The following is a 25,854-nucleotide window of genomic DNA, read 5'->3' as shown; positions in this document are numbered from 1 at the left end:
GTATGTTCAAAAAAATCGCCCCTGTCTTTCGACAGGGACGAACTTTTATAAATCCGCGGTACCACCCACATTCGAGTGACTAGCACTCGCAACTTTGTTATTCAGTTACAACCTTCAGCAACCAGCCTCGACATTTGTGCGGATTTCTCAGTGCCACCGCTTTCTGTAACAAATGGTCTTCAAGACACCTCTGAATATTTTTATTTTAACAGATTTGGTCAGCTAACGCAAATGGATTAAGCTTTGAAAGCCACGCCATTTTCTTTAAGTTTGTTAACTGTTGCTGGACCAATTCCTTTAAAGGCCAAAACTTCTTTTTCTGTGTAATTTTGGAAATCAGATACTGATTTAATTCCTTCATTATAAAGTGTTTCAACAAATTTTGGTCGAATGCCTTCTACGGCAGAAATCGCTGAAAATTCTTCCAAACTAAGAGTCGCTTTTGAAACAACGTTAGCAGCAGCTTTAACAGTTGAAGTTGCAGCTGTTTTGATGATACCTGCACGTTTTAATTTCAATAAGTACTCTTTTTTTCGATTCTTTTTCTTTGCCATTTTAGTAATTTCTCTCCCCTAAAAGATTATCTGGTAATTCGTGGAAACCTTTGCCGGCTTTATAATTAGCAAATTTGCCTTGGATATAACGGTAAGCATCAAGTTTGCTTTCGTAACGGATGTAAGCATCAGCAGCACGTTCATCCTTATCTTCTTCCACAATCTTACGGCTGGTTTCCATTGCCATCTCATTAACTGTAATCTGTGAATCAACCCAAGCTTCAAATTCTTTTAAAAATTCTTGTTCGTAAGTCATAAATACCTCTCGTCTGATTTCCTAGGTCATATTATAACACAAACCTTGAAAAAATGAGAGCCTTGTAAAGGATTTGTAACATGATTTCCATGAATCCCCTTCCTTTTTAAGAAATTTTTCTGAAAATAAGTTCAGATAAGGCTAAAAAAGAGTCCCTCAGCTTTTTTCTCACAGAAACTTGTCTTTTGCTACTATATTAAAGTAGAATATTAAAAATATTTCGACACACTTTATAAAGGAGATGCAATATGATTCTATCGCAATTTGATCCAGAAAAAGAGCCATCATCAATCCCAGCGATAGCGTAGCAAAATTATCAGATTTTCCGAAAACAGTTGTGACCTGCTTTGCAAGAACAACCTTTGCTAGAATTTTAGCCGAAGTTCCTCACCGTCAGATCGCTAAAACAAGTGTGGCTAATCTCGAAATTCCAGTTTATGAGCTTGACTTTCATGGAGAAAAAATCGGCTTTTTTAACTCCTACGTCGGGGCAAGTAGCTGCGTTGCTGTCTTAGAAGATATCATTGCCATGGAAGCAGGAAATCTCCTTGTCTTTGGAACTTGTGGCGTCCTTGATAATAGCATTAAAGAAACCTCGATTATTATTCCAAACTCTGCTATTCGCGACGAAGGAACAAGCTATCACTATGCCCCTGCTACTAATGAAATTGCTCTTAATCCAACTTATCGTGAGCGCTTTAAAAACTTTCTTAGTCATCAAAGCATCTCTTATACTGAAGGCAAAGTCTGGTCGACAGATGGTATTTACCGTGAAACACAAAGCAAAATGCTAGCTAGAAAGGCACAAGGTGCTATCGCTGTTGACATGGAATGCTCTGCTATTGCCGCACTAGCTAACTTTAGACAGATTAATCATTTTCAGTTTTTCTATTCCGCCGACAATCTTGACAGCGAAAAATGGGACCCACGTAGCCTTGCAAATGACGCTGACCTTGAAAGAAAAGACCGCATCGCTAGTATCGCCTTACACTTTGCCACCCAAGTCTTCAAATAAGCTCAAAAACTCTCAGCTTTTTTAGCTGAGTTTTTTTAAAAAAATTTTTTGCTTACGCTAAAATCCTGATTTTTAGCCATCTTTGACTTTTTAGTCAAAAATAATTAAGTTTTCGCTCTTGTCAAACACAAAATATAGTGCTACTATTTTATCCGGGCACAAGATATTGTGCTTAAATCATTTATTATGATAAATACAAGGCCTTGATTTTGTCACATATAGATACTCTACTGGGAAAGGAGGGCTTGTTTCACCTATTTCCAAACCATAATAACTCACCAAACATACATTTACTAACCTTACTCTAGACAGATAGCATTGCTATCAAAGATACATTTTACACATTACATTTTTAAACAAATATTACTGAATTAGCATATTGGAGGTGCATTACCATCGTGATTATTCTAGCAGGAATGATAGGAGTCGGAAAAACTACCTACACTTCTCTCTTAGCCAAAGAACTTGGCACAACAGCATTCTTTGAACCTGTTGACAATAACCCAATTTTAGATAAATACTATGAAGACCCTGAAAAATACGGGTTTGCTTTACAAATTTACTTCTTGAACAAACGCTTCAAATCAATCAAAAAAGCTTACGAAGCAGACAACAATGTCTTAGACCGCTCAATCTATGAAGATGCTTTATTTACTTACATTAATACCCTTCAAGGAAGCATCAGCGATCAAGAATATAATATCTACTTGGAATTGCTAGACAACATGATGGAGGAAATTGACGGACTTCCTAAAAAAGCCCCTGATTTGCTAATCTACCTCGAAGGTAGTTTTGACCACATCATGTACAACATCAAAAAACGTGGACGTGATTTTGAACAACCAGATGACGAAAATGGTCTAACAGATTACTACAAACTCCTTCACAAGCACTACACAAAATGGTATGAAGATTACCAATACAGTCCAAAAATGAAAATTAACACCGACAACCTCGATGTTACAAAACCTGAGGACTGGGATAAAGTGTACAAAATGATCCGTCAAGAAATGAAATCAATTGGAATTGGAGATTAACATTTTTTGAAAAAAGAACTTTCACTCAAAGAATCATTTAACAACGCTTGGAATCGTTTTGACTTAAAAGAAAAGATTTTCGTAATCTTTGCCTTCTTAGTCTCTCTCGGATTTACCCTATACGGGATGATTCCGACACTCTTTTCAGGAGACCTTAACATCTTACATGTCCTCTCAATTATCATGTCTATCTTTGGTTTTATTGGGACATGGACACTAGCGATTCAATGGCAGCACACCTTTAAAGCAAATGGTGTTCAAAATGTTGCTGGTATCTTAGTCGCTGGTATTCAAGGTGTTTATGGTGAAATGTTCAAAAGTTGCTATTACCTCTCAACCGAATTTATCGGACACTATAACTGGAAAAAACGCCGCAATGACAATGGTGAATTAGTCGTTGATAAAAAATTCAGTCTAAAAGACGTGCTTATCGCTGTCTTCTTCTGGACATTTGGTTTAGGATTTATTTCTTACTGGATGGGCGGACAAAAAATTGTCCTAGATGCCATCACAAATGGTCTTTCCTTTACTGCCCAACAACGTCAGGTAAAAGGACACCTCGATGGCTACTACATTTGGCTAGTTGTCGATTTGCTTAGCTTTATCCTTTATCTATCTATCGGAAACCCAATCGTTGCCTTTAGTTACCTAGGTATGGTGGCACAAGGTTTCGTAGGCATTATCATCTGGAAGAAGAGCCAAGGCCAAGAAAGTCTTACCCAAGAAACCGTTGCTGAATAAAAATAAAAAACTCTGAGACCGTAGTCTCAGAGTTTTTTGATATCATGAACAAACATGATAAAAAGCCTAACTCATAAAAGTTAAGCTTTTTTTGTAATCTCATGAATAGACTTAACTGGTGCAACGTCTGCTCCATGCTCACCCAGTATTTTTTCCATCCAAATCATGTCATACCAACGGTTGAATTTATAACCCGAATCATGAAATTTTCCAACCAATTGATAACCAAGTGCTCGATGGAATTTCTCGCTTCCATTTGTCAGGTAGGCATCTTCAACATCAGTTGAGGCAATACAAGCGTTAAGATTGAGGATGCCCATTTGAGTTAGATAATCTTCTAACTTTCCATATATTTGACGTCCTACACCCTTACCACGCGCAGCCTTATCCAGATAAACCGTCACTTCTGCTGACCAAGCATAAGCAGCTCTAGGATGGAATTTAGAAGCATAATCATAGCCAAGAATCTTGCCATCTTCTTCTGCCACGAGATAAGGATAAAAAGCCATGATTGAGCGCATACGCCCCGTAAATTCCTCTAAAGTTGGCACATCATATTCAAAAGTAATAGCTGTTTCTTCAACATAATAACGATAAATATCAAGCAGAGATTTTGCATCATCTAAGCTTGCCAAACGAATCGTAATGGCCATTCTTACAAGTCCTCCAAAAATAATCAATAATTAAGTATAATGATAAAGTAGCCCAGTGTCAAAATAAACATAACACCACTTGTCAAATTTAGCTATTAAAAAACATAAGGGAGCCCTTACGTTTCATCATTTCTTATTTCTTGACCAACTTGACAACTGCTTCTGTCCTTGCCGTATGAGGAAACATATCCACCGACTGAATGTAATGAACATCGTAAACTTTACTTAATTTAACCAAATCACGAGCCAGAGTCGCCGTATTACATGACACATAAACCATCTTAGCAGGTTGGTATTTCAAAATAGTATCCAAGAGTTTATCATCAAGACCCGTACGAGGTGGGTCAACAATCAAAGCATCTGCACGATAACCTTCCTTATACCACTTAGGAATAATATCTTCTGCGCGACCAGCTTCGTAATAAGTATTATCAAAGCCCATACGATGTGCATTTTTCTTAGCATCCTCGATTGCTTCAGGAATGATATCCATCCCGCGAACACTCTTAACTTTACCTGCAAAAGCAAAACCAATTGTTCCGACACCACAATAAGCATCGATAACATGGTCATCTTCTGTCACATCAAGTGCAGCCACAGCTTGACTATACAAGACCTGTGTTTGCTCAGGATTCAACTGATAAAAAGCACGCGGCGAAAGACTAAATTGATAATCCAAAACCTCTTCTGAAATATCAGCATCGCCCCAGATAACCTCTGTTTTTCCGCCGTAAATCTCACTTGATTTAGAGCGGTTAAAGTTGACAGCAATTCCCTTAATAGCCTCAAATTCAGCTGTTAATTGCTTAATAAGCGGTGCTAAAAAGACTTCTCGACTAGTAATAAAGATAATCTGAACTTGTCCAGTAGCCTTTGCCTTACGAATCATTACTGTTCGAATGCCAGCCACCTTGCGCTCATCATAAATCGGAACATGATGTTTTTCTAGCAATTCTGCCACACGATTAATAATCGCTTGCGTCAATTCATCTTGAACAAAACAATCCTTGATATCGACCAAGCGGTGACTGCCTTCTTCAAAAAGTCCCGCCTTAACATTTCCTTTAAAAGAACGTGTTTGGAACTGTAATTTAGCACGATAATAATACGGCACATCCATTCCAAGTGTGTGCCTGATTTCATAATTTTCATAACCAGCAGGTTTGAATTTCTTCAAGGATTGACCAATCAAATCATCCTTAAACTCCAACTGCTTATCGTAATGTAGGTGCATAATCTGACAACCACCACATTTTTGATAAATAGGACATTTTGGTTCTACACGAAACTTAGATTTCTTATTGATTGTCAAAAGTCTTGCCTGAGCAAAATTACGCTTAACCGCCGTAATCTGGCAAAAAATATCTTCCCCCTTCAAAGCACCTGGAACAAAGACTAAAGTCTTCTTATAAAATCCAATTCCTTCACCATTAATTCCCATACGCTTAATTTTCAAAGGAATTCTTTGTTTTACTTTCAAATTCATTAGTGACTAAATATAACTCCTGCTTCTTTCAATTTTTCTAAAGTTACCTTACCAAACTGAGGTAAAGCTAAAATTTCTGTTTCTGTCCAAACTTGAAAATCCTGCAAATCATAAATATCATGCGTCAGCAAGATTTCAATTTGGTATTCTGATAAAAAGGCTAATGCTTCAACTTCTGCCTGACCTACCTTGTGCTCTGAAAAATAATCATTCAAATAAGCTTGCACATAATTTCCAGCAGTCATCAGTAAAGGTAAAATACGATAAAGTCCTACATAGACCGTTTCTAAACTATCCGGACAATGAATGCCAGCTGCGCCGACATACATAATATCATCCATCAAAAGCTCGGGTGATTGACAAAAAATAGCAAAATCCTTAACATCAGCATTCAAAACTTCAATCAAATAGAGTGCCATCTTATCATGACCATCTAAAATAGCCCCAACTAACAAAGGGATTTCTAGTAAAATATCATGTCCAATATCAGACTGTTTCTTAAAGAATACCAAAGCCTTATCATATTGTGACGTCAAAATATACAATGCCATTATCTCATGACGACAAGCAAACAAATCCGATAAATCCAGCTCATAAACCGCTTCAAATTGCTCAAGAGCTCTCTGATAAAGTCCGTTTTGCTTATAAACCATGCCAAGATTAACCTTTGAAAAATAATAATCTTTCTCAGATATTTCACCATTCTCATGAAGCTCTTGGTAATAATCTACACGCTTTCTAAGCTCTGTTAAATCCTCAAATAAATTCCAATTTTCAGAGTCTAGCTCATCTTCTTCATCTTCTAAAAAGTCATCATCAAACGGAAACTCTTCAAGCTCATCACCCAAAGCTTTAAGCATACGGTATTCGTCTAAATCAACGATTTTACTAGCTTTCACCATATCACCTCCCTACACTTTAATCACTACTATTTTAACATTTTTGTTATAATGAATGTATGAAAATCACTAAAATCGAAAAGAAAAAAAGGCTATATCTTTTAGAAATTGACGAAAAAGATAAACTTTACGTAACAGAAGACACTATTGTTCACTTTATGTTAAGTAAAAATATGGAAATTGACGAAACAACCTTAAAAGATATCCAAAGATACGCTCAATTTTCATACGGTAAAAACTTGGCGCTTTATCAAATTTCTTTCAAGCAACGTACCTCAGATGAAGTCAAAAAATATTTAGAAAAGCATGAAATTGATAATCAGTACATCCCAGAAATCATTGAAAACCTCAAAAAAGAAAACTGGATTAATGATTCTCAATATGTTGAAACCTATTTGTCACAAAATCTAACATCAGGTGATAAAGGTGGCTACGTATTAAAACAAAAATTACTTCAAAAAGGAGTTGATGCTCAGCTCATTGACCCAAAAATAGCTGAATTAGACTTTTCAGATCTAGCTGAAAAAACAGCTCAAAAACTTTTACGAAAATATCAAAACAAGCTCTCAACAAAAACACTTAAAGAAAAAATTATCCAAAATATGATGAACAAAGGCTTCTCATACACAGAAGCAAAAGATGCCTTTGAAACACTTGACATCGAAAAAGATGAAGAACAAGAATTCGAACTTTTAAATAAAGAACTTGATAAACAATATCGAAAATTTAGTAAAAAATACGAAGGATATGAACTAAATCAACGATTAACGCAAGCTCTCACTCGAAAAGGCTTTTCATATGATGATATTAAGAGCGCTCTTAGAGATTATTTGTGAAATAAATTGCATTTCTAAGTGTCCTTTTTCAGAAAATTATGATAAACTATAACAGATAAGTTTAATTGTAGAAAGTTGGTAAGGCATGAAATTACCTAAGGAAGGCGACTTTATTACAATTCAAAGTTATAAGCATGATGGTAGTTTGCACCGAACATGGCGCGACACTATGGTACTAAAAACAACAGACAATGCTGTTATAGGAGTTAACGACCACACACTAGTAACAGAAAGTGATGGGAGACGTTGGGTTACGCGAGAACCAGCCATTGTTTATTTCCATAAAAAATACTGGTTTAATATCATTGCGATGATAAGAGATAACGGTGTTTCATACTACTGCAATCTTGCTAGTCCATACGTCATGGATGAAGAAGCTCTTAAGTATATCGATTACGACTTGGATGTCAAAGTCTTTGCAGACGGTGAAAAAAGGCTACTCGACGTCGACGAGTACGAAATACACAAAGCAGAAATGGGCTACTCTCCAGACATTGATTTTATTTTAAAAGAGAATGTCAAAATCCTTGTTGATTGGATTAACAATGGAAAAGGACCATTCTCAGAAGCCTATATTAACATTTGGTACAAACGTTATCTTGAACTTAAGAATCGTTAAAGTTGCGAGCACTCCTATTGGAGTGCTTTTACGCTAAAGAAAGGAAGTTTTATATGGCATTTGAAATCAGTAAAGAAAGATACGCCAGTTTTGGCGTAGCAACAAACCTTCCACACGAATTCTTTGATACCTTTTGGGATATCTTAGGTAACTACCTAAAAGGTGTTGTTCCAATAAAGTCAATCATCAGCTTTCGCTTAACTGAGAAAAAAGCAGCACTAACGATTTACTACCAAAATCGAAAGCAGAAAACAGCTATTGCTTTTGATTATAATCACCCGTATGACCCATTCTTTCCAAATATTGTCTATCTGATTGATCAATCAGGAGCCGAAACACTTTTATTACCACATGAATTAGACTAAAAAAGAAGACTTCCGCCTTCTTTTTTAAACCTTTTAAACAAAAATAAATAAAATAGTCCGTACGGGATTCGAACCCGTGTTACCGCCGTGAAAAGGCGGTGTCTTAACCCCTTGACCAACGGACCATATTAATAAATGGGCACAAGTGGACTCGAACCACCGACCTCACGCTTATCAGGCGTGCGCTCTAACCAGCTGAGCTATGCGCCCTAAGCCAATACTATTAACAAAAAGGTTATGCCGGCTACATGACTTGAACACGCGACCCTCTGATTACAAATCAGATGCTCTACCAACTGAGCTAAGCCGGCAACTTCTTATTTAATGCGGGTTAAGGGACTTGAACCCCCACGCCGTTAAGCGCCAGATCCTAAATCTGGTGCGTCTGCCAATTCCGCCAAACCCGCATATTAATATGACCCGTACTGGGCTCGAACCAGTGACCCTCTGATTAAAAGTCAGATGCTCTACCAACTGAGCTAACGAGTCAAACGGTCCCGACGGGAATCGAACCCGCGATCTTCGCCGTGACAGGGCGACGTGATAACCGCTACACCACGGGACCTTTTGGTTTATATACCATTGTTAATGGGAGTTAACGGGATCGAACCGCTGACCCTCTGCTTGTAAGGCAGATGCTCTCCCAGCTGAGCTAAACTCCCTTTTGCTAAGCGACTACCATATCTAACAGGGGGCAACCCCCAACTACATCAGGCGTGCTAGGGCTTAACTTCTGTGTTCGGCATGGGAACAGGTGTATCTCCTAGGCTATCGTCACTTAACTATGATTGATTATCCAATCAAAATTGAATACCTATATATTCTAACAAGAAACCTACGCGCTGTCAATATTGACTCGTTTCTTTTTTGGATAAGTCCTCGAGCTATTAGTATTAGTCCGCTACATGTGTCACCACACTTACACTTCTAACCTATCTACCTGATCATCTCTCAGGGCTCTTACTGATATAAAATCATGGGAAATCTCATCTTGAGGTGGGCTTCACACTTAGATGCTTTCAGCGTTTATCCCTTCCCTACATAGCTACCCAGCGATGCCTTTGGCAAGACAACTGGTACACCAGCGGTAAGTCCACTCTGGTCCTCTCGTACTAGGAGCAGATCCTCTCAAATTTCCTACGCCCGCGACGGATAGGGACCGAACTGTCTCACGACGTTCTGAACCCAGCTCGCGTGCCGCTTTAATGGGCGAACAGCCCAACCCTTGGGACCGACTACAGCCCCAGGATGCGACGAGCCGACATCGAGGTGCCAAACCTCCCCGTCGATGTGAACTCTTGGGGGAGATAAGCCTGTTATCCCCAGGGTAGCTTTTATCCGTTGAGCGATGGCCCTTCCATGCGGAACCACCGGATCACTAAGCCCGACTTTCGTCCCTGCTCGAGTTGTAGCTCTCGCAGTCAAGCTCCCTTATACCTTTACACTCTGCGAATGATTTCCAACCATTCTGAGGGAACCTTTGGGCGCCTCCGTTACCTTTTAGGAGGCGACCGCCCCAGTCAAACTGCCCGTCAGACACTGTCTCCGATAGGGATAGCCTATCTAGGTTAGAGTAGCCATAACACAAGGGTAGTATCCCAACAACGCCTCCACCGAAACTAGCGTCCCGATTTCATAGGCTCCTACCTATCCTGTACATGTGGTACAGATACTCAATATCAAACTGCAGTAAAGCTCCATGGGGTCTTTCCGTCCTGTCGCGGGTAACCTGCATCTTCACAGGTACTAAAATTTCACCGAGTCTCTCGTTGAGACAGTGCCCAAATCATTACGCCTTTCGTGCGGGTCGGAACTTACCCGACAAGGAATTTCGCTACCTTAGGACCGTTATAGTTACGGCCGCCGTTTACTGGGGCTTCAATTCACACCTTCGCTAATGCTAAGCGCTCCTCTTAACCTTCCAGCACCGGGCAGGCGTCACCCCCTATACATCATCTTACGATTTAGCAGAGAGCTGTGTTTTTGATAAACAGTTGCTTGGGCCTATTCACTGCGGCTGACTTAAAGCCAGCGCCCCTTCTCCCGAAGTTACGGGGCCATTTTGCCGAGTTCCTTAACGAGAGTTCTCTCGCTCACCTGAGGCTACTCGCCTCGACTACCTGTGTCGGTTTGCGGTACGGGTAGAGTATAATTAACGCTAGAAGCTTTTCTTGGCAGTGTGACATCACTAACTTCGCTACTTAACTTCGCTCCCCATCACAGCTCAATGTTAGAGATATAAGCATTTGACTCATATCACACCTCACTGCTTAGACGTGCACTTCCAATCGCACGCTTTAGTTAGCCTACTGCGTCCCTCCATCACTATATACTCTAGTACAGGAATATCAACCTGTTGTCCATCGGATACACCTTTCGGTCTCTCCTTAGGTCCCGACTAACCCAGGGAGGACGAGCCTTCCCCTGGAAACCTTAGTCATACGGTGGACAGGATTCTCACCTGTCTTTCGCTACTCATACCGGCATTCTCACTTCTATGCGTTCCAGCGCTCCTCACGGTACACCTTCTTCACACATAGAACGCTCTCCTACCATACCTAAAAGGTATCCACAGCTTCGGTAATATGTTTTAGCCCCGGTACATTTTCGGCGCAGGGTCACTCGACTAGTGAGCTATTACGCACTCTTTGAATGAATAGCTGCTTCTAAGCTAACATCCTAGTTGTCTGTGCAACCCCACATCCTTTTCCACTTAACATATATTTTGGGACCTTAGCTGGTGGTCTGGGCTGTTTCCCTTTCGACTACGGATCTTAGCACTCGCAGTCTGACTGCCGATTATATCTCATTGGCATTCGGAGTTTATCTGATATTGGTAATCCGGGATGGACCCCTCAATCAAACAGTGCTCTACCTCCAAGAGACTTAACATCGACGCTAGCCCTAAAGCTATTTCGGAGAGAACCAGCTATCTCCAAGTTCGTTTGGAATTTCTCCGCTACCCACAAGTCATCCAAGCACTTTTCAACGTGCCCTGGTTCGGGCCTCCAGTGAGTTTTACCTCACCTTCACCCTGCTCATGGGTAGGTCACATGGTTTCGGGTCTACGACATGATACTAATGCGCCCTATTAAGACTCGGTTTCCCTACGGCTCCGTCTCTTCAACTTAACCTCGCATCATATCGTAACTCGCCGGTTCATTCTACAAAAGGCACGCTCTCACCCATTAACGGGCTCGAACTTGTTGTAGGCACACGGTTTCAGGTTCTATTTCACTCCCCTCCCGGGGTGCTTTTCACCTTTCCCTCACGGTACTGGTTCACTATCGGTCACTAGAGAGTATTTAGGGTTAGGAGATGGTCCTCCCAGATTCCGACGAGATTTCTCGTGTCTCGCCGTACTCAGGATACTGCTAGGGTTAAAGACTATTTCGAATACGAGGCTGTTACTCTCTTTGGCTTACCTTCCCAGGTAATTCTTCTATAATCTTGTCGTCCCACGTCGCAGTCCTACAACCCCGATGTGTAAACACATCGGTTTGCCCTCTTGCCATTTCGCTCGCCGCTACTAAGGCAATCGCGTTTGCTTTCTCTTCCTGCAGCTACTTAGATGTTTCAGTTCACTGCGTCTTCCTCTTCATTACCTTAACAGTAATGAGTGACATGCATTACATGCCGGGTTCCCCCATTCGGACATCTCTGGATCAATGTTTACTTACAACTCCCCAAAGCATTTCGTCGTTAGTCACGTCCTTCATCGGCTTCTAGTGCCAAGGCATCCACCGTGCGCCCTTATTAACTTAACCTTATTTTGGTCTGTTGACCTTAAACTCATTAAATCACAGCGTTTCGGTTTATTTCTTGTTACTATCTACAATTCAATTTCTTGAATCGTGGAATTTGATATAGATATTCAATTTTCAATGGACAATCTTTTGAATCTTTCGATTCAATGGAGCCTAGCGGGATCGAACCGCTGACCTCCTGCGTGCAAAGCAGGCGCTCTCCCAGCTGAGCTAAGGCCCCACAAGACCTCTCAAAACTAAACAATACCCAAACGTGCTTCCGTTTATCCTTAGAAAGGAGGTGATCCAGCCGCACCTTCCGATACGGCTACCTTGTTACGACTTCACCCCAATCATCTATCCCACCTTAGGCGGCTGGCTCCTAAAAGGTTACCTCACCGACTTCGGGTGTTACAAACTCTCGTGGTGTGACGGGCGGTGTGTACAAGGCCCGGGAACGTATTCACCGCGGCGTGCTGATCCGCGATTACTAGCGATTCCGACTTCATGTAGGCGAGTTGCAGCCTACAATCCGAACTGAGATTGGCTTTAAGAGATTTGCTTGCCGTCACCGACTCGCGACTCGTTGTACCAACCATTGTAGCACGTGTGTAGCCCAGGTCATAAGGGGCATGATGATTTGACGTCATCCCCACCTTCCTCCGGTTTATTACCGGCAGTCTCGCTAGAGTGCCCAACTTAATGATGGCAACTAACAATAGGGGTTGCGCTCGTTGCGGGACTTAACCCAACATCTCACGACACGAGCTGACGACAACCATGCACCACCTGTCACCGATGTTCCGAAGAAACTTCCTATCTCTAGGAATAGCATCGGGATGTCAAGACCTGGTAAGGTTCTTCGCGTTGCTTCGAATTAAACCACATGCTCCACCGCTTGTGCGGGCCCCCGTCAATTCCTTTGAGTTTCAACCTTGCGGTCGTACTCCCCAGGCGGAGTGCTTAATGCGTTAGCTGCGGCACTAAGCCCCGGAAAGGGCCTAACACCTAGCACTCATCGTTTACGGCGTGGACTACCAGGGTATCTAATCCTGTTTGCTCCCCACGCTTTCGAGCCTCAGCGTCAGTTACAGACCAGAGAGCCGCTTTCGCCACCGGTGTTCCTCCATATATCTACGCATTTCACCGCTACACATGGAATTCCACTCTCCCCTTCTGCACTCAAGTCTAACAGTTTCCAAAGCGAACAATGGTTAAGCCACTGCCTTTAACTTCAGACTTATTAAACCGCCTGCGCTCGCTTTACGCCCAATAAATCCGGACAACGCTCGGGACCTACGTATTACCGCGGCTGCTGGCACGTAGTTAGCCGTCCCTTTCTGGTAAGTTACCGTCACTGTGTGAACTTTCCACTCTCACACACGTTCTTCTCTTACAACAGAGCTTTACGATCCGAAAACCTTCTTCACTCACGCGGCGTTGCTCGGTCAGGGTTGCCCCCATTGCCGAAGATTCCCTACTGCTGCCTCCCGTAGGAGTCTGGGCCGTGTCTCAGTCCCAGTGTGGCCGATCACCCTCTCAGGTCGGCTATGTATCGTCGCCTTGGTGAGCCGTTACCTCACCAACTAGCTAATACAACGCAGGTCCATCTACTAGTGAAGCAATTGCTCCTTTCAAGCATCTAACATGGGTTAAATGCTGTTATGCGGTATTAGCTATCGTTTCCAATAGTTATCCCCCGCTAGTAGGCAGGTTACCTACGCGTTACTCACCCGTTCGCAACTCTTCCAACTTTAGCAAGCTAAAGTCTTCAGCGTTCTACTTGCATGTATTAGGCACGCCGCCAGCGTTCGTCCTGAGCCAGGATCAAACTCTCATTTAATCTTGTTCTCATTCTGTCACTGACAGATTTATCGTTTTTTTGACAGGTTACTTCCGTAACCCGCACGTTTGGTTCGTATTGTTCAGTTTTCAAAGGTCTTTGTCTTACTCGAGACAACTTCTATATTCTATCAAATTTGAAGCGCGTTGTCAACATCTTTTTTCAAGAAAGTTTCAAACTCTTTTCAAACTTGTTTCTGTCGCCCTCTCGAACAACAGCTATATTAGTTTATCATTTCTTCAACGCTTTGTCAAGAAGTTTTTTAAGTTTTTGTTATTAACTTAAGTCTCTTGAAAGGCTCACTCTCAAGCAGCAACTGCAATAGTTTATCATCTATCCTGATTCCTGTCAATAGGTAAATTAAAAAAATCCGCTAAATTTTTTAGCGGATTTTTCTACGGATTATTTGGCTTCGATTAAACCAAGTTCACCATCTTCACGACGATAAAGAATGTTTGTGACACCATCTTCAGCATCAGTGTAGATAAAGAAATCATGTCCTAAAAGGTCCATTTGAAGAAGCGCTTCGTCAAGATCCATCGGTTTCAAGCTAACGTGTTTTGTACGAACGACGTTTACTGCTGGTCCTTCTTCTACGGGTTCAGCTTCAAACTCACTTGTGAAAATTTGGCTAGCTGGAAGTTTTTCACGATGTTTTTTAGCAATTTTAGTCTTATTTTTACGAATTTGACGTTCAATCTTATCAGTTACCAAATCGATTGATCCATACATATCTTGTGAAACGTCTTCAGCTCTAAGAGTGATTGAATCAACCAAAATTGTTACTTCAACTTTTGCAGTTTTTTCACGGTAAACTTTTAGATTAACACGAGCATCTAATTCTTGTTCAGCATTGAAGTATTTCTCAATTTTTCCGAGTTTAGATTCGACATAGTTACGTATAGCATCTGTTACTTCGATGTTTTCTCCACGAACACTATATTTAATCATAAAAACACCTCTTTCTCGCTATAAAGCGCTTTCTTTACTCTTTTATTATACTGCTTTCATGAAAATTTGCAAGCATTTACCGTGCAATTGTTAAACTTTTTACAATCTTTGCTCCTTTTTCATAAAATAAGTGATAAATTCCTTTTAAAGTTGCTCCCGTTGTGTAAATATCATCAAGAATTAATACTTTATCTGGTATCTGGCTGTCTGATTTAATCCTAAACGGGCAATCACTCGTCAATCTTTCTTTTCTACTTTTTTCAGATTGCTTTTTAATATCCTTCTTCTCTAAAATATCATGATAGGGAATTTTGGCAGCATTTAGAATGGCTGTAATTTGGTTAAATTGTCTTTCTTTCATCCTTTCTTTACTTAAGGGTACTGGAATAATAGTATAGCCTTTGTAATTCTTCAAGACTTGTTTGACTTCTTTTGCAAAAACATTACTTAACATAGCATCTCCTTGAAATTTGTATTTAGAAAAATACTCTTTCATGGCTTCATTATAAGTATAAAGTGCTCGATGAGAAACCTTGTGATTTTCTTTTGCCCACTTTTTACAATCTTCACATTGCTCTTTGTAGTCTTTTCGATAACAAGTAGGACAATGCACATCACCAATCTTTTCAAAGATATTATGGCACTCTGGACAAACCAAATAATTATTTTTACGTATTGAAATAATTCCTAAAAATATTTCTTTCTCAGAAAAGTCTTGTCCACAAAGGAGGCATTTCATTAGAATCCTCCTTTTTTATTCATCTCTTTTATTTCTGAAATAGCTTTTTTCATTGCTTTTGTCACTCCATCATGTAAAAATAGCAATTCTCCTGTTGGTCTTTCAGCTGCTCGTCCAACTCGTCCTGATATCTGTACAAGCGCACTTTTGCTGTACAATTTATGATTTGCAAGTAGAACAAAAACATCAACACAAGGAAAAGTGACTCCGCGTTCTAAGATGGTTGTTGTCACCAATATTGTTAATTTTCCTTGTCTAAATTCTTCTACCAATTCCTGACGATTTTCAGTTTTACTTGATACAAATCCTATTCTTTCATCTGGAAAAGTGGTTTGTAAGATACTTGTAAATTCTCTACCTTGTTCAATATTCGGAAAAAAGATAAGAAGCGGAAATTGACTTTGCCTTTGCTTTTTTAAAAGAGAGATTAGTTTAGGAGGAAGTTTTTTCTTTTTCATTGAGATTAGCACTTTACTTAACCAAACTATTTTAGGGACTACCAAAGGATTGGCATGAAAACGTCTTGCCAAATGCAGCTTTGTCAGCTCGCCTTTTTTCACCTTTTTATCAAGTTCATCAGTCGAAGTCGCTGTTAAAAAGAGTTTAACGCCATCATCTTTTAAGGATTGGTTGACCGCGTGATAAAGCATTTTATTATCAACAAAGGGAAAGGCATCAACTTCGTCAATGATTAATAAATCAAAAGCTCGGTAAAATTTTAAAAGCTGATGGGTCGTTATAATTACCAAGGGAGAGCGTTTATACGGCTCAGAATCACCATGTAAAAGCGTAATAGGGCAAGAAAAATCTCTGGATAACCGTTTATAAAGTTCTAAACAAACATCAATCCTTGGGCTTGCTAAGCAGACACTTCCTCCATTATCAATAACTTTGGCTAAAGATTGATAAATCATTTCAGTTTTACCAGCACCAGTCACAGCGTGAATCAATAAATCTTGTTTTTCTAAAATGCCTTTAAGCATGCCTTTAGAAACTTCACCTTGATAAGAAGTCAATTGCCCTTGCCACTTTAACGACTGAGTCTTTGTAAAAGGCTTCTGAGGAAAATAATAAAGGTTAGAATCACTAGTATTTCGTCCAAAAACTAAACACTCTCTACAATAAATGCGACCAGTTTGCAACATTTGATTTGCTGCCATTACACTTCCACAGCGATTGCAAATCATTTGCCCTTTTTCCTTTTTAACCGAAGGAAGGGCTTTTGCTTTCTTTTTCAAGTCATCTGTTAATTGACTTCCTGTAAAAATTCTTCCATAGTAATCATTCAACTCTGTCATACCTATTTATTCGAAAATTTTGCTAAATCCCAAAAAATCTTGTAAAATTTTGGTATGAACTATAAAACAATCAAAAACGATGGCATTTGCGAGGTAGAGATTAAAAAATCACACTTTATTTGCCAATTAAAACGTGTTGAAACTGAAGAAGAAGGACGAGAATTTATTACTCAAATCAAAAAAGAACATTACAAAGCAACTCATTCTTGTTCAGCTATGATTATTGGGGAAAATGCTGAAATAAAGCGTTCTAGCGATGACGGTGAGCCAAGTGGAACAGCTGGTGTACCGATGCTAACTGTTTTGGAAAAGCAAGGTTTGACTAATGTTGTCGCTGTTGTCACACGTTATTTTGGTGGCATTAAACTTGGTGCAGGTGGGCTAATCCGTGCTTATGCTGGCAGTGTTGCTAACGCCCTTGAAGAGATTGGTATTGTAGAAGTTAAGGAACAAGAAGGACTTAAATTAACTCTTTCTTACCCACAATACCAAACATTCTCCAATTTCTTACAAGCTGAAAATCTTCAAGAATTTGACGCAGAATTTCTAGAAAATGTAACAACTCACATCTACCTTGATCCTGAAAATGTCCAAGAGGTCAGTGACCGCCTTGTTGAATTTTATCAGGGTAAGGTTTCTTTTGAAAAATCTGGTTCAAAAATTGTCGAAGTTGCCTTGTGATAAGATTTCCCTATCACCATGATAAGAATTATATATTTTACAAACAGTCAATTTGAGCATATACTTGACCTATAACTTTTAATTCAAGGAGAATCATTTATGGCAAAAATTTATAACTCAATTACTGAATTAATTGGAAACACTCCTATTATCAAACTTAACAACATTGTTCCTGAAGATGCTGCTGATGTTTACGTCAAAATTGAATCATTTAACCCAGGCTCATCTGTTAAAGACCGTATTGCTCTTCGTATGATTGAAGATGCTGAAAAAGCTGGTACAATCAAACCTGGTGATACAATTGTCGAACCGACATCAGGTAATACAGGTATTGGCCTTGCTTGGGTCGGTGCTGCTAAAGGATACAAAATCATTATTGTAATGCCTGAAACAATGAGCCTTGAACGTCGTAAAATTATCCAAGCTTATGGTGCTGAACTTGTTTTGACACCAGGAAGCGAAGGGATGAAAGGGGCTATCGCTAAAGCCAAAGAAGTTGCTGCAGAGAAAAATGGTTGGGTTCCACTTCAATTTGCTAATCCATCTAACCCAGCTGTTCACGAAGCAACAACAGGTGCTGAAATCATTGAAGCCTTCGGTCCAAAAGGCCTTGATGCTTTCGTAGCTGGTGTTGGTACTGGAGGAACTGTTTCTGGTGTTTCTCACGCTCTTAAAAAAGCAAACTCAGACATCAAAGTCTATGCTGTTGAAGCAGATGAATCTGCTGTTCTTTCTGGTGAAAAACCTGGTCCACACAAAATTCAAGGAATTTCAGCTGGTTTTATCCCAGACACTCTCGATACTAAATCTTATGACGCCGTCATTCGCGTCGCATCAGACGATGCTATTATCACAAGCCGTAATCTTGGTGGAAAAGAAGGATTCCTTGCAGGTATCTCTTCTGGTGCAGCCATTTTTGCAGCTATTGAAAAAGCCAAAGAACTTGGTAAAGGTAAAAAAGTCTTAGCCCTTCTTCCTGACAACGGCGAACGTTACCTTTCAACTTCTCTTTACGACTTTGGTGACTAAAAATTATCAAAACTTCAACAAGGCTACAGTCCTGCTCTAACCTTGTTTGCTTATGATTATGATATAAAAAATGCTGAGCACTTCGCCTCAGCATTTTTTTAATCTTTTGTTAGTAATTCTAGGCTTTCTTTTGTCCATTTTGGTAGATTGTCTGCTAATGGTTGAAAACCAATATTTAAATGACTATTTGAAAAACGATGACGTCTATGAAGGTGATGTTTTTCTTCCTCGAGAGTACGCAATGAAAGACTGGCTTTTTGCGTAAATTCATCAAAATCAACCACTTGTACCAAGACTTTCTCACCAACTTTTAGCAGTTGGTAAATATTTTCAATATAGCCTGTTTTAATTTCTGAGATATGAATAAGGCCTGTAGTCCCATTATCCAATGCGACAAAGGCACCATAAGGTTTTATACCTGTTATTGTTCCAGTGATTTTGTCGCCAATTCTCATTAATCTACTACCTCGATTGTTTCAATAACTACATCTTCAACTGGGCGGTCTTGTGCGCCAGTCTCAACGTTTGCAATTTCATCAAGAACTTTGTATGATTCTTCGTCCATGATTTGTCCAAAAACTGTGTGACGACGGTCAAGGTGAGGTGTTCCACCTTTAGCAGCATAAAGTTCTGCGATTGGTTTTGGCCAGCCACCACGTTCTAGTTCTTTTTGAGCGTATGGAATTATGCTATTTTGAACGATAAAGAACTGGCTTCCGTTTGTATTTGGACCAGCATTTGCCATTGAAAGAGCTCCACGAACATTGTAAAGTTCTTCTGAAAATTCATCTTCAAAGCTATCACCATAGATAGATTGTCCACCCATACCAGTACCAGTTGGGTCACCACCTTGAATCATGAATTCAGGAATGATACGGTGGAAGATGATACCGTCATAGTAGCCATCTTTTGACAAAGCAATAAAGTTCGCTACTGTTTTTGGTGCATGATCAGGGAAAAGTTTGATTTTCATGTCACCATGATTTGTTTTAATTGTCGCAACTGGACCTTCAACTGTTGATAAATCAACTTGTGGGAAATTTAATTGTTTTTCTACCAAACCGAGTTTCTCCAAGGCATATAAAATGCCATCTTCTTCTACTGTTTTTGTTACAAAATCTGCTTTTTCTTTGAGTTCAGGCACGGCATTGCCCATAGCAATTTTCAAGCCAACATAATCAAAGATTTCCATATCATTTGGACCATCTCCAAACATCATGGCATTGAGTGGTTTTAAGTTTTGACTTTCTAAAACATGGGCAACCCCTGAAGCTTTAGAAACGCCAACCTTAACAACATCAGATGAGTGTTCGTGCCAAGGTACCAAACGAATTTCATCAGCTAAATCTTCTGGCAATTGTAAGTCAGCATTATTTTCAGCAAATGTCCACATTTGATAAACGTCATTTGTTAAATAAAAATCTGGCTCAACATCACAGATACCATAAATAGGTTTCATCGCATCATCAATCAAGTCACAACGTTTTGACACGGCTGGTTTATCCTTACCAGTAAAGCCGTACTCAATACCTTCTGACTTAGCCCAGTTGACATATTTTTCAACTAAATCACGTGGAAGAGGATCACTAACAATCTCTGCTTCTTTTTTGTCAACAACATATGCTCCATTGATTGTGACAAAATAATCAGGGTTTAAATCACGAATTTCAGGAACAACACCATAGAGAGAGCGTCCTGTCGCAATTCCTGTCATAATGCCTTTTTCTTTCAAACTTTTAAAAACATATTTGATTGATTCTGGCATATAACCTGTGACTTTGACACGTAAGGTATCATCAATATCAAAGAAAACAATTTTTGTCTTCTTAGCCTTGTATTTTGTTTTTACATCCATCTGTATCATTATGGGAAAGGAAATGGTCACTAAAATCTCATTTCCATAAAAGTCCTTAGACTTTTTGCCCCGTTTTCCTTTCTAACTTTGAAATCAAAGAAAAGCTATGTTTTTATTATAACATTAATCCTCATCTTGCGGTACTAAATGATGCTTAAAGGCATAGACAACCGCTTGTGTACGGTCATCCACTTCTAGCTTAGCCAAGATATTTGAAACGTGTGTTTTAACGGTTTTTAACGAAATAAACAGTTCATCAGCAATAGTCTGATTATCATAACCTTTGGCTAAAAGTCTTAAAATATCTCGCTCACGCGCTGTCAAATCCTCATGCAATTCAGGTCTTTGATCGTGTGCTTTGATTTTCTTATCGACTTCTGTTTCGATTGCTAGTTCACCACGTGCTACTTTCTGAATAGCGTTAAGAATTTCAGCGGCACTAGATGTTTTTAACATATAACCTTTAGCACCTGCTTCAATAACTGGATAGATTTTTTCATTATCAAGATAAGATGTCAGAACAAGGATTTTAGCTTCTTTCCACTCTTTTAAGAGTTTTAAGGTCGCTTCAACACCACTCATTTCAGGCATCACCAAATCCATCACTACGACATCTGGTTTTAAGTCTAAAGCAAGTTTAATTCCGTCAATTCCATTTCCTGCTTCGCCAATAACTTCAACATCTGGTTGCAAGTTAAAAAAACTTTTCAAACCAAGACGCACCATTTCATGATCATCAACTAGGATAACTCTAATTTTCTGGGCCATCTTCTTTCTCCTTGTTTTCTCCCTTAACCAAAGGCAAGCGAATATCCATTGATACTCCTTTTCCTTTTTGGCTCAATAATGTCATTGTCCCTGCCATGTCATCAACACGTTCTTCAATGTTATTCAAGCCATAACTTAAATCATGGCGTTCATCTATATCAAAACCGACACCATTATCAACCATTTTTAATTGCAATTCTGTCTCTGTCTGATTAAGGTAAACTTCTAAACGCGTTGCCCTGGCATGTTTAAGTGTATTGCTGATAAATTCTTGAGCAATTCGAAAAACATTATCCTCAATCTTTTTAGGCAGTTTTCCGATATTTTTCTTATAAACAACTTCTATACTACTCTTATCTGTTAATTCTTTCAAGAGGATGTCAAAACCTTCTGAAAGGGTTTTATTTTCCAGTTCTGTAGGTCTTAAATGTAGCAATAAAATACGCAAATCTTTTTGAGCATTTTGCAACATACTTTCAACAGCTGTTAGCTGAAACTCCAACTGCTCTCTTTCAATTTGATCAAGATTAGCAGATACTCCTGAAAGAATCATCGAAGAAGCAAACAGTTCTTGACTAACCGTGTCATGAAGGTCACGAGCAATACGTTTACGTTCTTGCTCCACAATTTCTTGTCCATTTTGAATACGACTATTCTCAGTATTTTGAAGACTATTTGTTAAGTGTGTCATCTTTTTAGACAAACGTGCTAAATTGGCATTAATCTCTGTATCTTCATCTAAGCAAACCTCTTGATTATTCAAAATACGACGGAGATTTTGGTTAATACTTCGTTTGCTATTATCATCCAAAATAACCCAAAGTAGTAATAACAAAATAGTAACAGCTAAGATAAGGAAGATAATTGAAAAAACAAAACGTTCCCCCATCCAGAAATCTGTTATCAAACTTTTCAAATGCAACTCTAAACTATCTAGGACAACAACAACGATAGAAATGATGATAATACTTGCATAAAGAATCAAAAGTAAAAAATGATGTTTTTTCATTTACGCACCACCTCAACATCTCCTGCTAAAACATTGACAATCACTTTAACTGCTTTCAAACATTCTTCATCTTTAGGATGCCATAATTTCAAAGATTCATTACGCAAATCATATTCTTCAAAATCAAAATAACGGACACTTCCATAAATTGCACTAACATTCAATTTAACCGAAACATCAATAGGAACTAAAATCTTCGTTGGACCGAAAACTTTACGAATAATCACAACATTATCCTTACCCGTTACGATGACATTGCTTAAATCAATAGTGTCACTTCCAGTTAAACGAACCATGTTGATGTCATCAAAGGCATAAAAATCACTATCATGCATATCCGCCCCAATCCATTGATTACGAATTGGTTTTGCTTTCAAGTCTTCCTCACAAAAACGAACCAAAGCAAAGCGATTTTTTTTCTTGACTTGTGAGAAGCGGTTAATAACCACATAAACAACACCAAGTACAACTGCCATGATAATGTAAGGATTTAACATTAAAATCAAAAATAAAAGAACCAATCCTACTGTTAACAATAAATTATTGCGCTTGTCTTGATTATAAAAACGTAATGCCAAAAGAATTAAAACTAAAATTAAGATAAAACTCGATAAATTGTTGGCCATAATTGTCATTAAACCCATGACTAATAAAATAGTTTCGACAATGACAAAAAATTGAACTTTCCTCATATCATACCCTTTCTTTTTCTGTATTTTACCAAAAAGAAGCGGAAATTGCTCGATTTTGACTAAAAAAGAACACCCATTTAGGTGTTCTTATAATATCTTATTATTCAACTGATGATGAGTCGGTTTGTGAACTTTCTTCAGTGCTGCTACTGCTACTACTGCTGCTACTGCTGCTACTGCTGCTACTTAAAGAACTTGACTCACTAGTTTCACTTGTCTCATATGACTCAGAAACAGATTGAGATGGTGCAACTTCTGAAGACTGAGCTTCACTTCTAGCTGAGAAGTAAAGGTTAACCTCTCCTTCAATAGATGCGCCAAAGTAAGGATCTTGTGCCACAACAACTGCAGAGGCAGATGGTGTTTTAACTTGAGAATATCCAGTTGATGAAGTAGCATCTGCTTGGAATACTATAATATGCGAACTTGATAAGCCAAGTGCAGTCAATTCAGCAATTGCATCTTGATAAGTATAACCAATAAGGTTTGGCATAACGATTGCTGCAACCTTGAAAGTAATCTTATCTTCACTAGCAACTTTTGTACCTTTTTCAGGTGTTTGACTAATGATAGTACCACCATCATAGTTAGTGCCTGTTATCCATTCAACATCAATCTTATCACTTGAAATACCGTGTTTATCTTTGAGTTCTTTGATAACTTCTTGATAGTTTTGACCAGTATAATCTTTCATCTTAAAGCCTGATGTTCCTTTTGACACATAAATGTCAACTTTGGCACCTTCTTTCTTAGATGTGCCAGCTTTCGGATTAGTCTCAATAACCTGACCACTTGGAACAGTATCACTATAAATTCCCTTGGTCCTTCCAACTTTAAGTCCTGCTGATGTAAGACTTGTCTTAGCAGCTTGTAAACTTGTTCCAGCTACATCTGGAACGTTGACTGAAGCTGGTGTGCTTAGCGTCAAGTAAGTAAAGATAGCAATTGCAACTACTACGACCGCAAAGAAAATTTTCACTAAAGTACCAAACATACGATGTGATTTTTTCTTCTTCGTTTTCGCTTTTGCAATTTTATTATCCGCAGCTTCACGATTAACTTTAGCTGCTTTTTGTTTTGTCAACAATTGTTCTGTTGTTGAGGGAACAGGTGTTGAAGTTGTTACTTTTGGAAGTGTCTTCGTATTTTCTGTATCTTCAAAGACAAGTTTGCGTTCGCGGCTACGGTTATATGAGAGAGCAGTCATTAAATCACGACTCATTTCAAAAGTTGAGGCGTAGCGATCACTCAAACGTTTTGCAGTTGCTTTAATGACAACATTTTCCAAAGCTTGTGGAACATTTTTATTTTCATCAATGATTGATGGAAGTGGTTTTTGGAAATGTTGAAGAGCAATCGTAACAGCTGAATCACCATCATATGGAATGTGACCAGTCAACATTTCAAACAACATAATCCCCATAGCGTAGATATCACTTTGAACAGTGGCTTTTGAACCACGCGCTTGTTCAGGTGATAAATAGTGTACACTACCAAGCATTGAGTTTGTTTGTGTTAAACTTGTTTCTGCAAAAGCTACAGCGATACCAAAGTCGGTAACTTTAACCGTTCCGTCTTTGGTTAACAAGATATTTTGTGGTTTCAAATCACGGTGAACAATTCCTTGTTGATGAGCCAAAGTCATCGCAGACAAGACTTCTTCCATGATTCTAACAACTTCATTATTAGAAAGAGGGGCGTGGTCTTGAATATATTTTTTCAAGTCCGAGCCATCAACATATTCCATTACTAAGAATTGCTGTCCGTCTTCTTCTCCAATATCACGAATCGAAACGATATTTGGATGGTTTAGCTCTGCCATGGCACGTGCTTCACGTTGGAAACGAGCAACGGCAATTTGATCTGTTTGATAATTAGTTCGAAGGACTTTGATAGCCACTTCTTCATTATCAAGAATTAGATCTTTGGCAAGATAAACATCTGCCATTCCACCCCGTCCGATAGACTTGAGGATCCGATAACGACCAGCAAATAATTTGCCAATCTGAATCATTAAGCTTCCTCACTTTCGGCGTGGATAAGAGCAATGGTGATATTATCAAGACCTCCACGTTCGTTAGCTAGAGTAACTAATTCATTATTTTTATCGTCAAGATTTTTATCTTGGCTCAAAATGCTAACAATTTCGTCATTGGTAATCATGTTTGTTAAACCATCACTGTTAATAATAAGATAATCGTCTTCTTCAAGAACTTGAACCCCTAAATCAGGTTCAACTGGATTAGCTTGTCCAATAGATTGCGTGATAATATTTTTTTGTGGGTGATTAGCAGCTTCTTCTTCTGTCAATTGACCAGCTTTCACTAATTCATTAACAAGAGAATGATCGCTTGTTAACAATTCGTATTCACCATTATGAAGCAAGCCGATGCGTGAATCACCAACGTGAGCAAAGATAACATTGTTATCAACAATCGCTAAAGCTTCAACGGTTGTTCCCATACCTTTATACTCATCGGTTTGACCCAGTTCATAAATTCTTTGATTTTCTGCTTCAAGCGCAGTAATCAGCCAATCACGAATTTGGCTTAATTCTGTAAATTCGGTACTAATCCATTCACGTCCAAGATCAGTAACGGTCATTTCACTAGCAATATTACCAGCACGATGACCTCCCATACCATCTGCTAGGATGACTAAAGTGATACCTTTTTTGTTATCAAATTTATTAATAAAATCCTGATTATTTGAACGTCTTTGTCCGATATCAGTTACAAGTGAAATTTTCATAGTTTTCCTTCTGACTGTGTCAGTTTCCTCC

General features: G+C 39.0%; 22 protein-coding genes, 8 tRNA genes, 3 rRNA genes and 1 pseudogene. 8 read left to right on the top strand and 26 right to left on the bottom strand.

Going from position 1 to position 25,854, the window contains the following annotated elements; genetic code table 11:
- Positions 1-236: 236 nt before the first annotated feature.
- Together DQN23_RS02370 and DQN23_RS02365 are read right to left on the bottom strand one after the other, a co-directional pair.
- Positions 237-554 (bottom strand): helix-hairpin-helix domain-containing protein, encoded by a 318-nt coding sequence (locus tag DQN23_RS02370; protein WP_020916331.1) that lies wholly within the window; start codon positions 552-554, stop codon positions 237-239.
- A gap of 1 nt (position 555) precedes the next feature.
- Positions 556-810, bottom strand: a complete 255-nt coding sequence (locus DQN23_RS02365) for a DUF1912 family protein (RefSeq protein ID WP_020916330.1) — start codon at positions 808-810, stop codon at positions 556-558.
- 248 nt (positions 811-1,058) lie between these two features.
- On the opposite strand from DQN23_RS02365, the pseudogene DQN23_RS02360 reads away from it, so the two are divergent.
- The 3 genes and pseudogenes from DQN23_RS02360 (at position 1,059) to pnuC (ending at position 3,603) form a co-directional block, all read left to right on the top strand.
- Positions 1,059-1,825: pseudogene (locus DQN23_RS02360) on the top strand (nucleoside phosphorylase).
- Positions 1,826-2,223: 398 nt separating this feature from the next.
- Entirely contained in the window at positions 2,224-2,862 is a 639-nt protein-coding gene (locus tag DQN23_RS02355) for a deoxynucleoside kinase (protein WP_058813692.1), read from the top strand.
- A gap of 6 nt (positions 2,863-2,868) precedes the next feature.
- Entirely contained in the window at positions 2,869-3,603 is a 735-nt protein-coding gene (gene pnuC, locus DQN23_RS02350; RefSeq protein WP_020916327.1) for a nicotinamide riboside transporter PnuC, read from the top strand.
- An 80-nt stretch (positions 3,604-3,683) separates the two neighbouring features.
- On the opposite strand, the gene DQN23_RS02345 is transcribed toward pnuC, so the two are convergent.
- The 3 genes from DQN23_RS02345 to DQN23_RS02335 all read right to left on the bottom strand — a co-directional run bounded on the left by DQN23_RS02345 (position 3,684) and on the right by DQN23_RS02335 (position 6,644).
- Entirely contained in the window at positions 3,684-4,256 is a 573-nt protein-coding gene (locus tag DQN23_RS02345; RefSeq protein WP_020916326.1) for a GNAT family N-acetyltransferase, read from the bottom strand.
- Between the two features lie 133 nt (positions 4,257-4,389).
- Positions 4,390-5,742, bottom strand: a complete 1,353-nt coding sequence (gene rlmD / locus DQN23_RS02340; protein WP_061407276.1) for a 23S rRNA (uracil(1939)-C(5))-methyltransferase RlmD — start codon at positions 5,740-5,742, stop codon at positions 4,390-4,392.
- A complete protein-coding gene (locus DQN23_RS02335; protein ID WP_058833210.1) occupies positions 5,742-6,644 on the bottom strand; it encodes a tetratricopeptide repeat protein in 903 nt (300 codons plus the stop codon). Before DQN23_RS02335 ends, rlmD begins: the two co-directional genes overlap by 1 nt.
- 56 nt (positions 6,645-6,700) lie before the next feature.
- Between DQN23_RS02335 and recX the strand changes: the two genes are divergently transcribed.
- The 3 genes from recX to DQN23_RS02320 all read left to right on the top strand — a co-directional run bounded on the left by recX (position 6,701) and on the right by DQN23_RS02320 (position 8,461).
- Entirely contained in the window at positions 6,701-7,477 is a 777-nt protein-coding gene (gene recX / locus DQN23_RS02330) for a recombination regulator RecX (RefSeq protein WP_058813687.1), read from the top strand.
- Positions 7,478-7,562: 85 nt separating this feature from the next.
- Complete coding sequence (gene ntdP, locus DQN23_RS02325; protein ID WP_006531621.1) at positions 7,563-8,096, top strand: nucleoside tri-diphosphate phosphatase; 534 nt, start codon at positions 7,563-7,565, stop codon at positions 8,094-8,096.
- A 53-nt stretch (positions 8,097-8,149) separates the two neighbouring features.
- On the top strand, positions 8,150-8,461 hold the full coding sequence (locus DQN23_RS02320; protein WP_020916322.1) for a DUF960 family protein: 312 nt from the start codon (positions 8,150-8,152) through the stop codon (positions 8,459-8,461).
- A 53-nt stretch (positions 8,462-8,514) separates the two neighbouring features.
- On the opposite strand, the gene DQN23_RS02315 is transcribed toward DQN23_RS02320, so the two are convergent.
- The 14 genes from DQN23_RS02315 to DQN23_RS02250 form a co-directional block, all read right to left on the bottom strand.
- Positions 8,515-8,586 (bottom strand) — tRNA-Glu (locus DQN23_RS02315).
- Positions 8,587-8,597: 11 nt separating this feature from the next.
- Positions 8,598-8,671, bottom strand: a tRNA-Ile gene (locus DQN23_RS02310).
- Positions 8,672-8,699: 28 nt separating this feature from the next.
- Positions 8,700-8,772: transfer RNA gene (locus tag DQN23_RS02305), tRNA-Thr, on the bottom strand.
- A gap of 14 nt (positions 8,773-8,786) precedes the next feature.
- Positions 8,787-8,868, bottom strand: a tRNA-Leu gene (locus DQN23_RS02300).
- 9 nt (positions 8,869-8,877) lie between these two features.
- Positions 8,878-8,950: transfer RNA gene (locus DQN23_RS02295), tRNA-Lys, on the bottom strand.
- A gap of 3 nt (positions 8,951-8,953) precedes the next feature.
- Positions 8,954-9,026: transfer RNA gene (locus DQN23_RS02290), tRNA-Asp, on the bottom strand.
- 24 nt (positions 9,027-9,050) lie between these two features.
- Positions 9,051-9,123: transfer RNA gene (locus tag DQN23_RS02285), tRNA-Val, on the bottom strand.
- A 4-nt stretch (positions 9,124-9,127) separates the two neighbouring features.
- Positions 9,128-9,243, bottom strand: a 5S ribosomal RNA gene (rrf, locus tag DQN23_RS02280).
- Positions 9,244-9,328: 85 nt separating this feature from the next.
- Positions 9,329-12,228 (bottom strand): 23S ribosomal RNA (locus DQN23_RS02275).
- 147 nt (positions 12,229-12,375) lie between these two features.
- Positions 12,376-12,448, bottom strand: a tRNA-Ala gene (locus DQN23_RS02270).
- 53 nt (positions 12,449-12,501) lie between these two features.
- Positions 12,502-14,050 (bottom strand): 16S ribosomal RNA (locus DQN23_RS02265).
- The 16S, 23S and 5S rRNA genes sit together here with 8 tRNA genes alongside, the layout of an rRNA operon.
- A gap of 402 nt (positions 14,051-14,452) precedes the next feature.
- On the bottom strand, positions 14,453-15,001 hold the full coding sequence (gene hpf / locus DQN23_RS02260) for a ribosome hibernation-promoting factor, HPF/YfiA family (protein ID WP_058813685.1): 549 nt from the start codon (positions 14,999-15,001) through the stop codon (positions 14,453-14,455).
- A gap of 76 nt (positions 15,002-15,077) precedes the next feature.
- Positions 15,078-15,740: a ComF family protein gene (locus DQN23_RS02255; protein WP_020916320.1), complete on the bottom strand. Its 663-nt coding sequence runs from the start codon at positions 15,738-15,740 to the stop codon at positions 15,078-15,080.
- Entirely contained in the window at positions 15,740-17,038 is a 1,299-nt protein-coding gene (locus DQN23_RS02250) for a DEAD/DEAH box helicase (RefSeq protein WP_020916319.1), read from the bottom strand. The genes DQN23_RS02255 and DQN23_RS02250 overlap by 1 nt, the downstream gene beginning before the upstream one ends.
- 54 nt (positions 17,039-17,092) lie before the next feature.
- Here DQN23_RS02250 and DQN23_RS02245 point away from each other — a divergent pair, with 54 nt between their 5' ends.
- Both DQN23_RS02245 and cysK read left to right on the top strand, forming a co-directional pair.
- The gene (locus DQN23_RS02245) at positions 17,093-17,719 is read left to right on the top strand and encodes a YigZ family protein (protein ID WP_111712652.1); all 627 of its coding nucleotides are present in this window, start codon (positions 17,093-17,095) and stop codon (positions 17,717-17,719) included.
- A gap of 99 nt (positions 17,720-17,818) precedes the next feature.
- Positions 17,819-18,748 carry a cysteine synthase A gene (gene cysK / locus DQN23_RS02240; protein ID WP_020916317.1) on the top strand — a complete coding sequence of 310 codons (930 nt, stop codon included), beginning with the start codon at positions 17,819-17,821 and terminating at the stop codon, positions 18,746-18,748.
- Between the two features lie 98 nt (positions 18,749-18,846).
- On the opposite strand, the gene DQN23_RS02235 is transcribed toward cysK, so the two are convergent.
- The 7 genes from DQN23_RS02235 to DQN23_RS02205 form a co-directional block, all read right to left on the bottom strand.
- Complete coding sequence (locus DQN23_RS02235; RefSeq protein ID WP_020916316.1) at positions 18,847-19,203, bottom strand: S1 RNA-binding domain-containing protein; 357 nt, start codon at positions 19,201-19,203, stop codon at positions 18,847-18,849.
- Positions 19,203-20,603 carry a bifunctional Cof-type HAD-IIB family hydrolase/peptidylprolyl isomerase gene (locus tag DQN23_RS09550; protein WP_081048448.1) on the bottom strand — a complete coding sequence of 467 codons (1,401 nt, stop codon included), beginning with the start codon at positions 20,601-20,603 and terminating at the stop codon, positions 19,203-19,205. Before DQN23_RS09550 ends, DQN23_RS02235 begins: the two co-directional genes overlap by 1 nt.
- Before the next feature lie 123 nt (positions 20,604-20,726).
- Entirely contained in the window at positions 20,727-21,371 is a 645-nt protein-coding gene (locus tag DQN23_RS02225; RefSeq protein ID WP_020916314.1) for a response regulator, read from the bottom strand.
- A complete protein-coding gene (locus DQN23_RS02220) occupies positions 21,355-22,380 on the bottom strand; it encodes an envelope stress sensor histidine kinase LiaS (RefSeq protein WP_020916313.1) in 1,026 nt (341 codons plus the stop codon). Before DQN23_RS02220 ends, DQN23_RS02225 begins: the two co-directional genes overlap by 17 nt.
- On the bottom strand, positions 22,377-23,072 hold the full coding sequence (gene liaF / locus DQN23_RS02215) for a cell wall-active antibiotics response protein LiaF (RefSeq protein ID WP_058813684.1): 696 nt from the start codon (positions 23,070-23,072) through the stop codon (positions 22,377-22,379). Before liaF ends, DQN23_RS02220 begins: the two co-directional genes overlap by 4 nt.
- 100 nt (positions 23,073-23,172) lie before the next feature.
- A complete protein-coding gene (pknB, locus tag DQN23_RS02210; RefSeq protein WP_058813683.1) occupies positions 23,173-25,086 on the bottom strand; it encodes a Stk1 family PASTA domain-containing Ser/Thr kinase in 1,914 nt (637 codons plus the stop codon).
- A complete protein-coding gene (locus tag DQN23_RS02205; protein ID WP_043894973.1) occupies positions 25,086-25,823 on the bottom strand; it encodes a Stp1/IreP family PP2C-type Ser/Thr phosphatase in 738 nt (245 codons plus the stop codon). The genes pknB and DQN23_RS02205 overlap by 1 nt, the downstream gene beginning before the upstream one ends.
- Between the last annotated feature and the right edge of the window lie 31 nt (positions 25,824-25,854).

The organism is Streptococcus lutetiensis, from assembly GCF_900475675.1.
Taxonomy (GTDB): Bacteria; Bacillota; Bacilli; order Lactobacillales; family Streptococcaceae; genus Streptococcus; species Streptococcus lutetiensis.
This window is presented reverse-complemented; position numbering and strand designations above follow the sequence as displayed.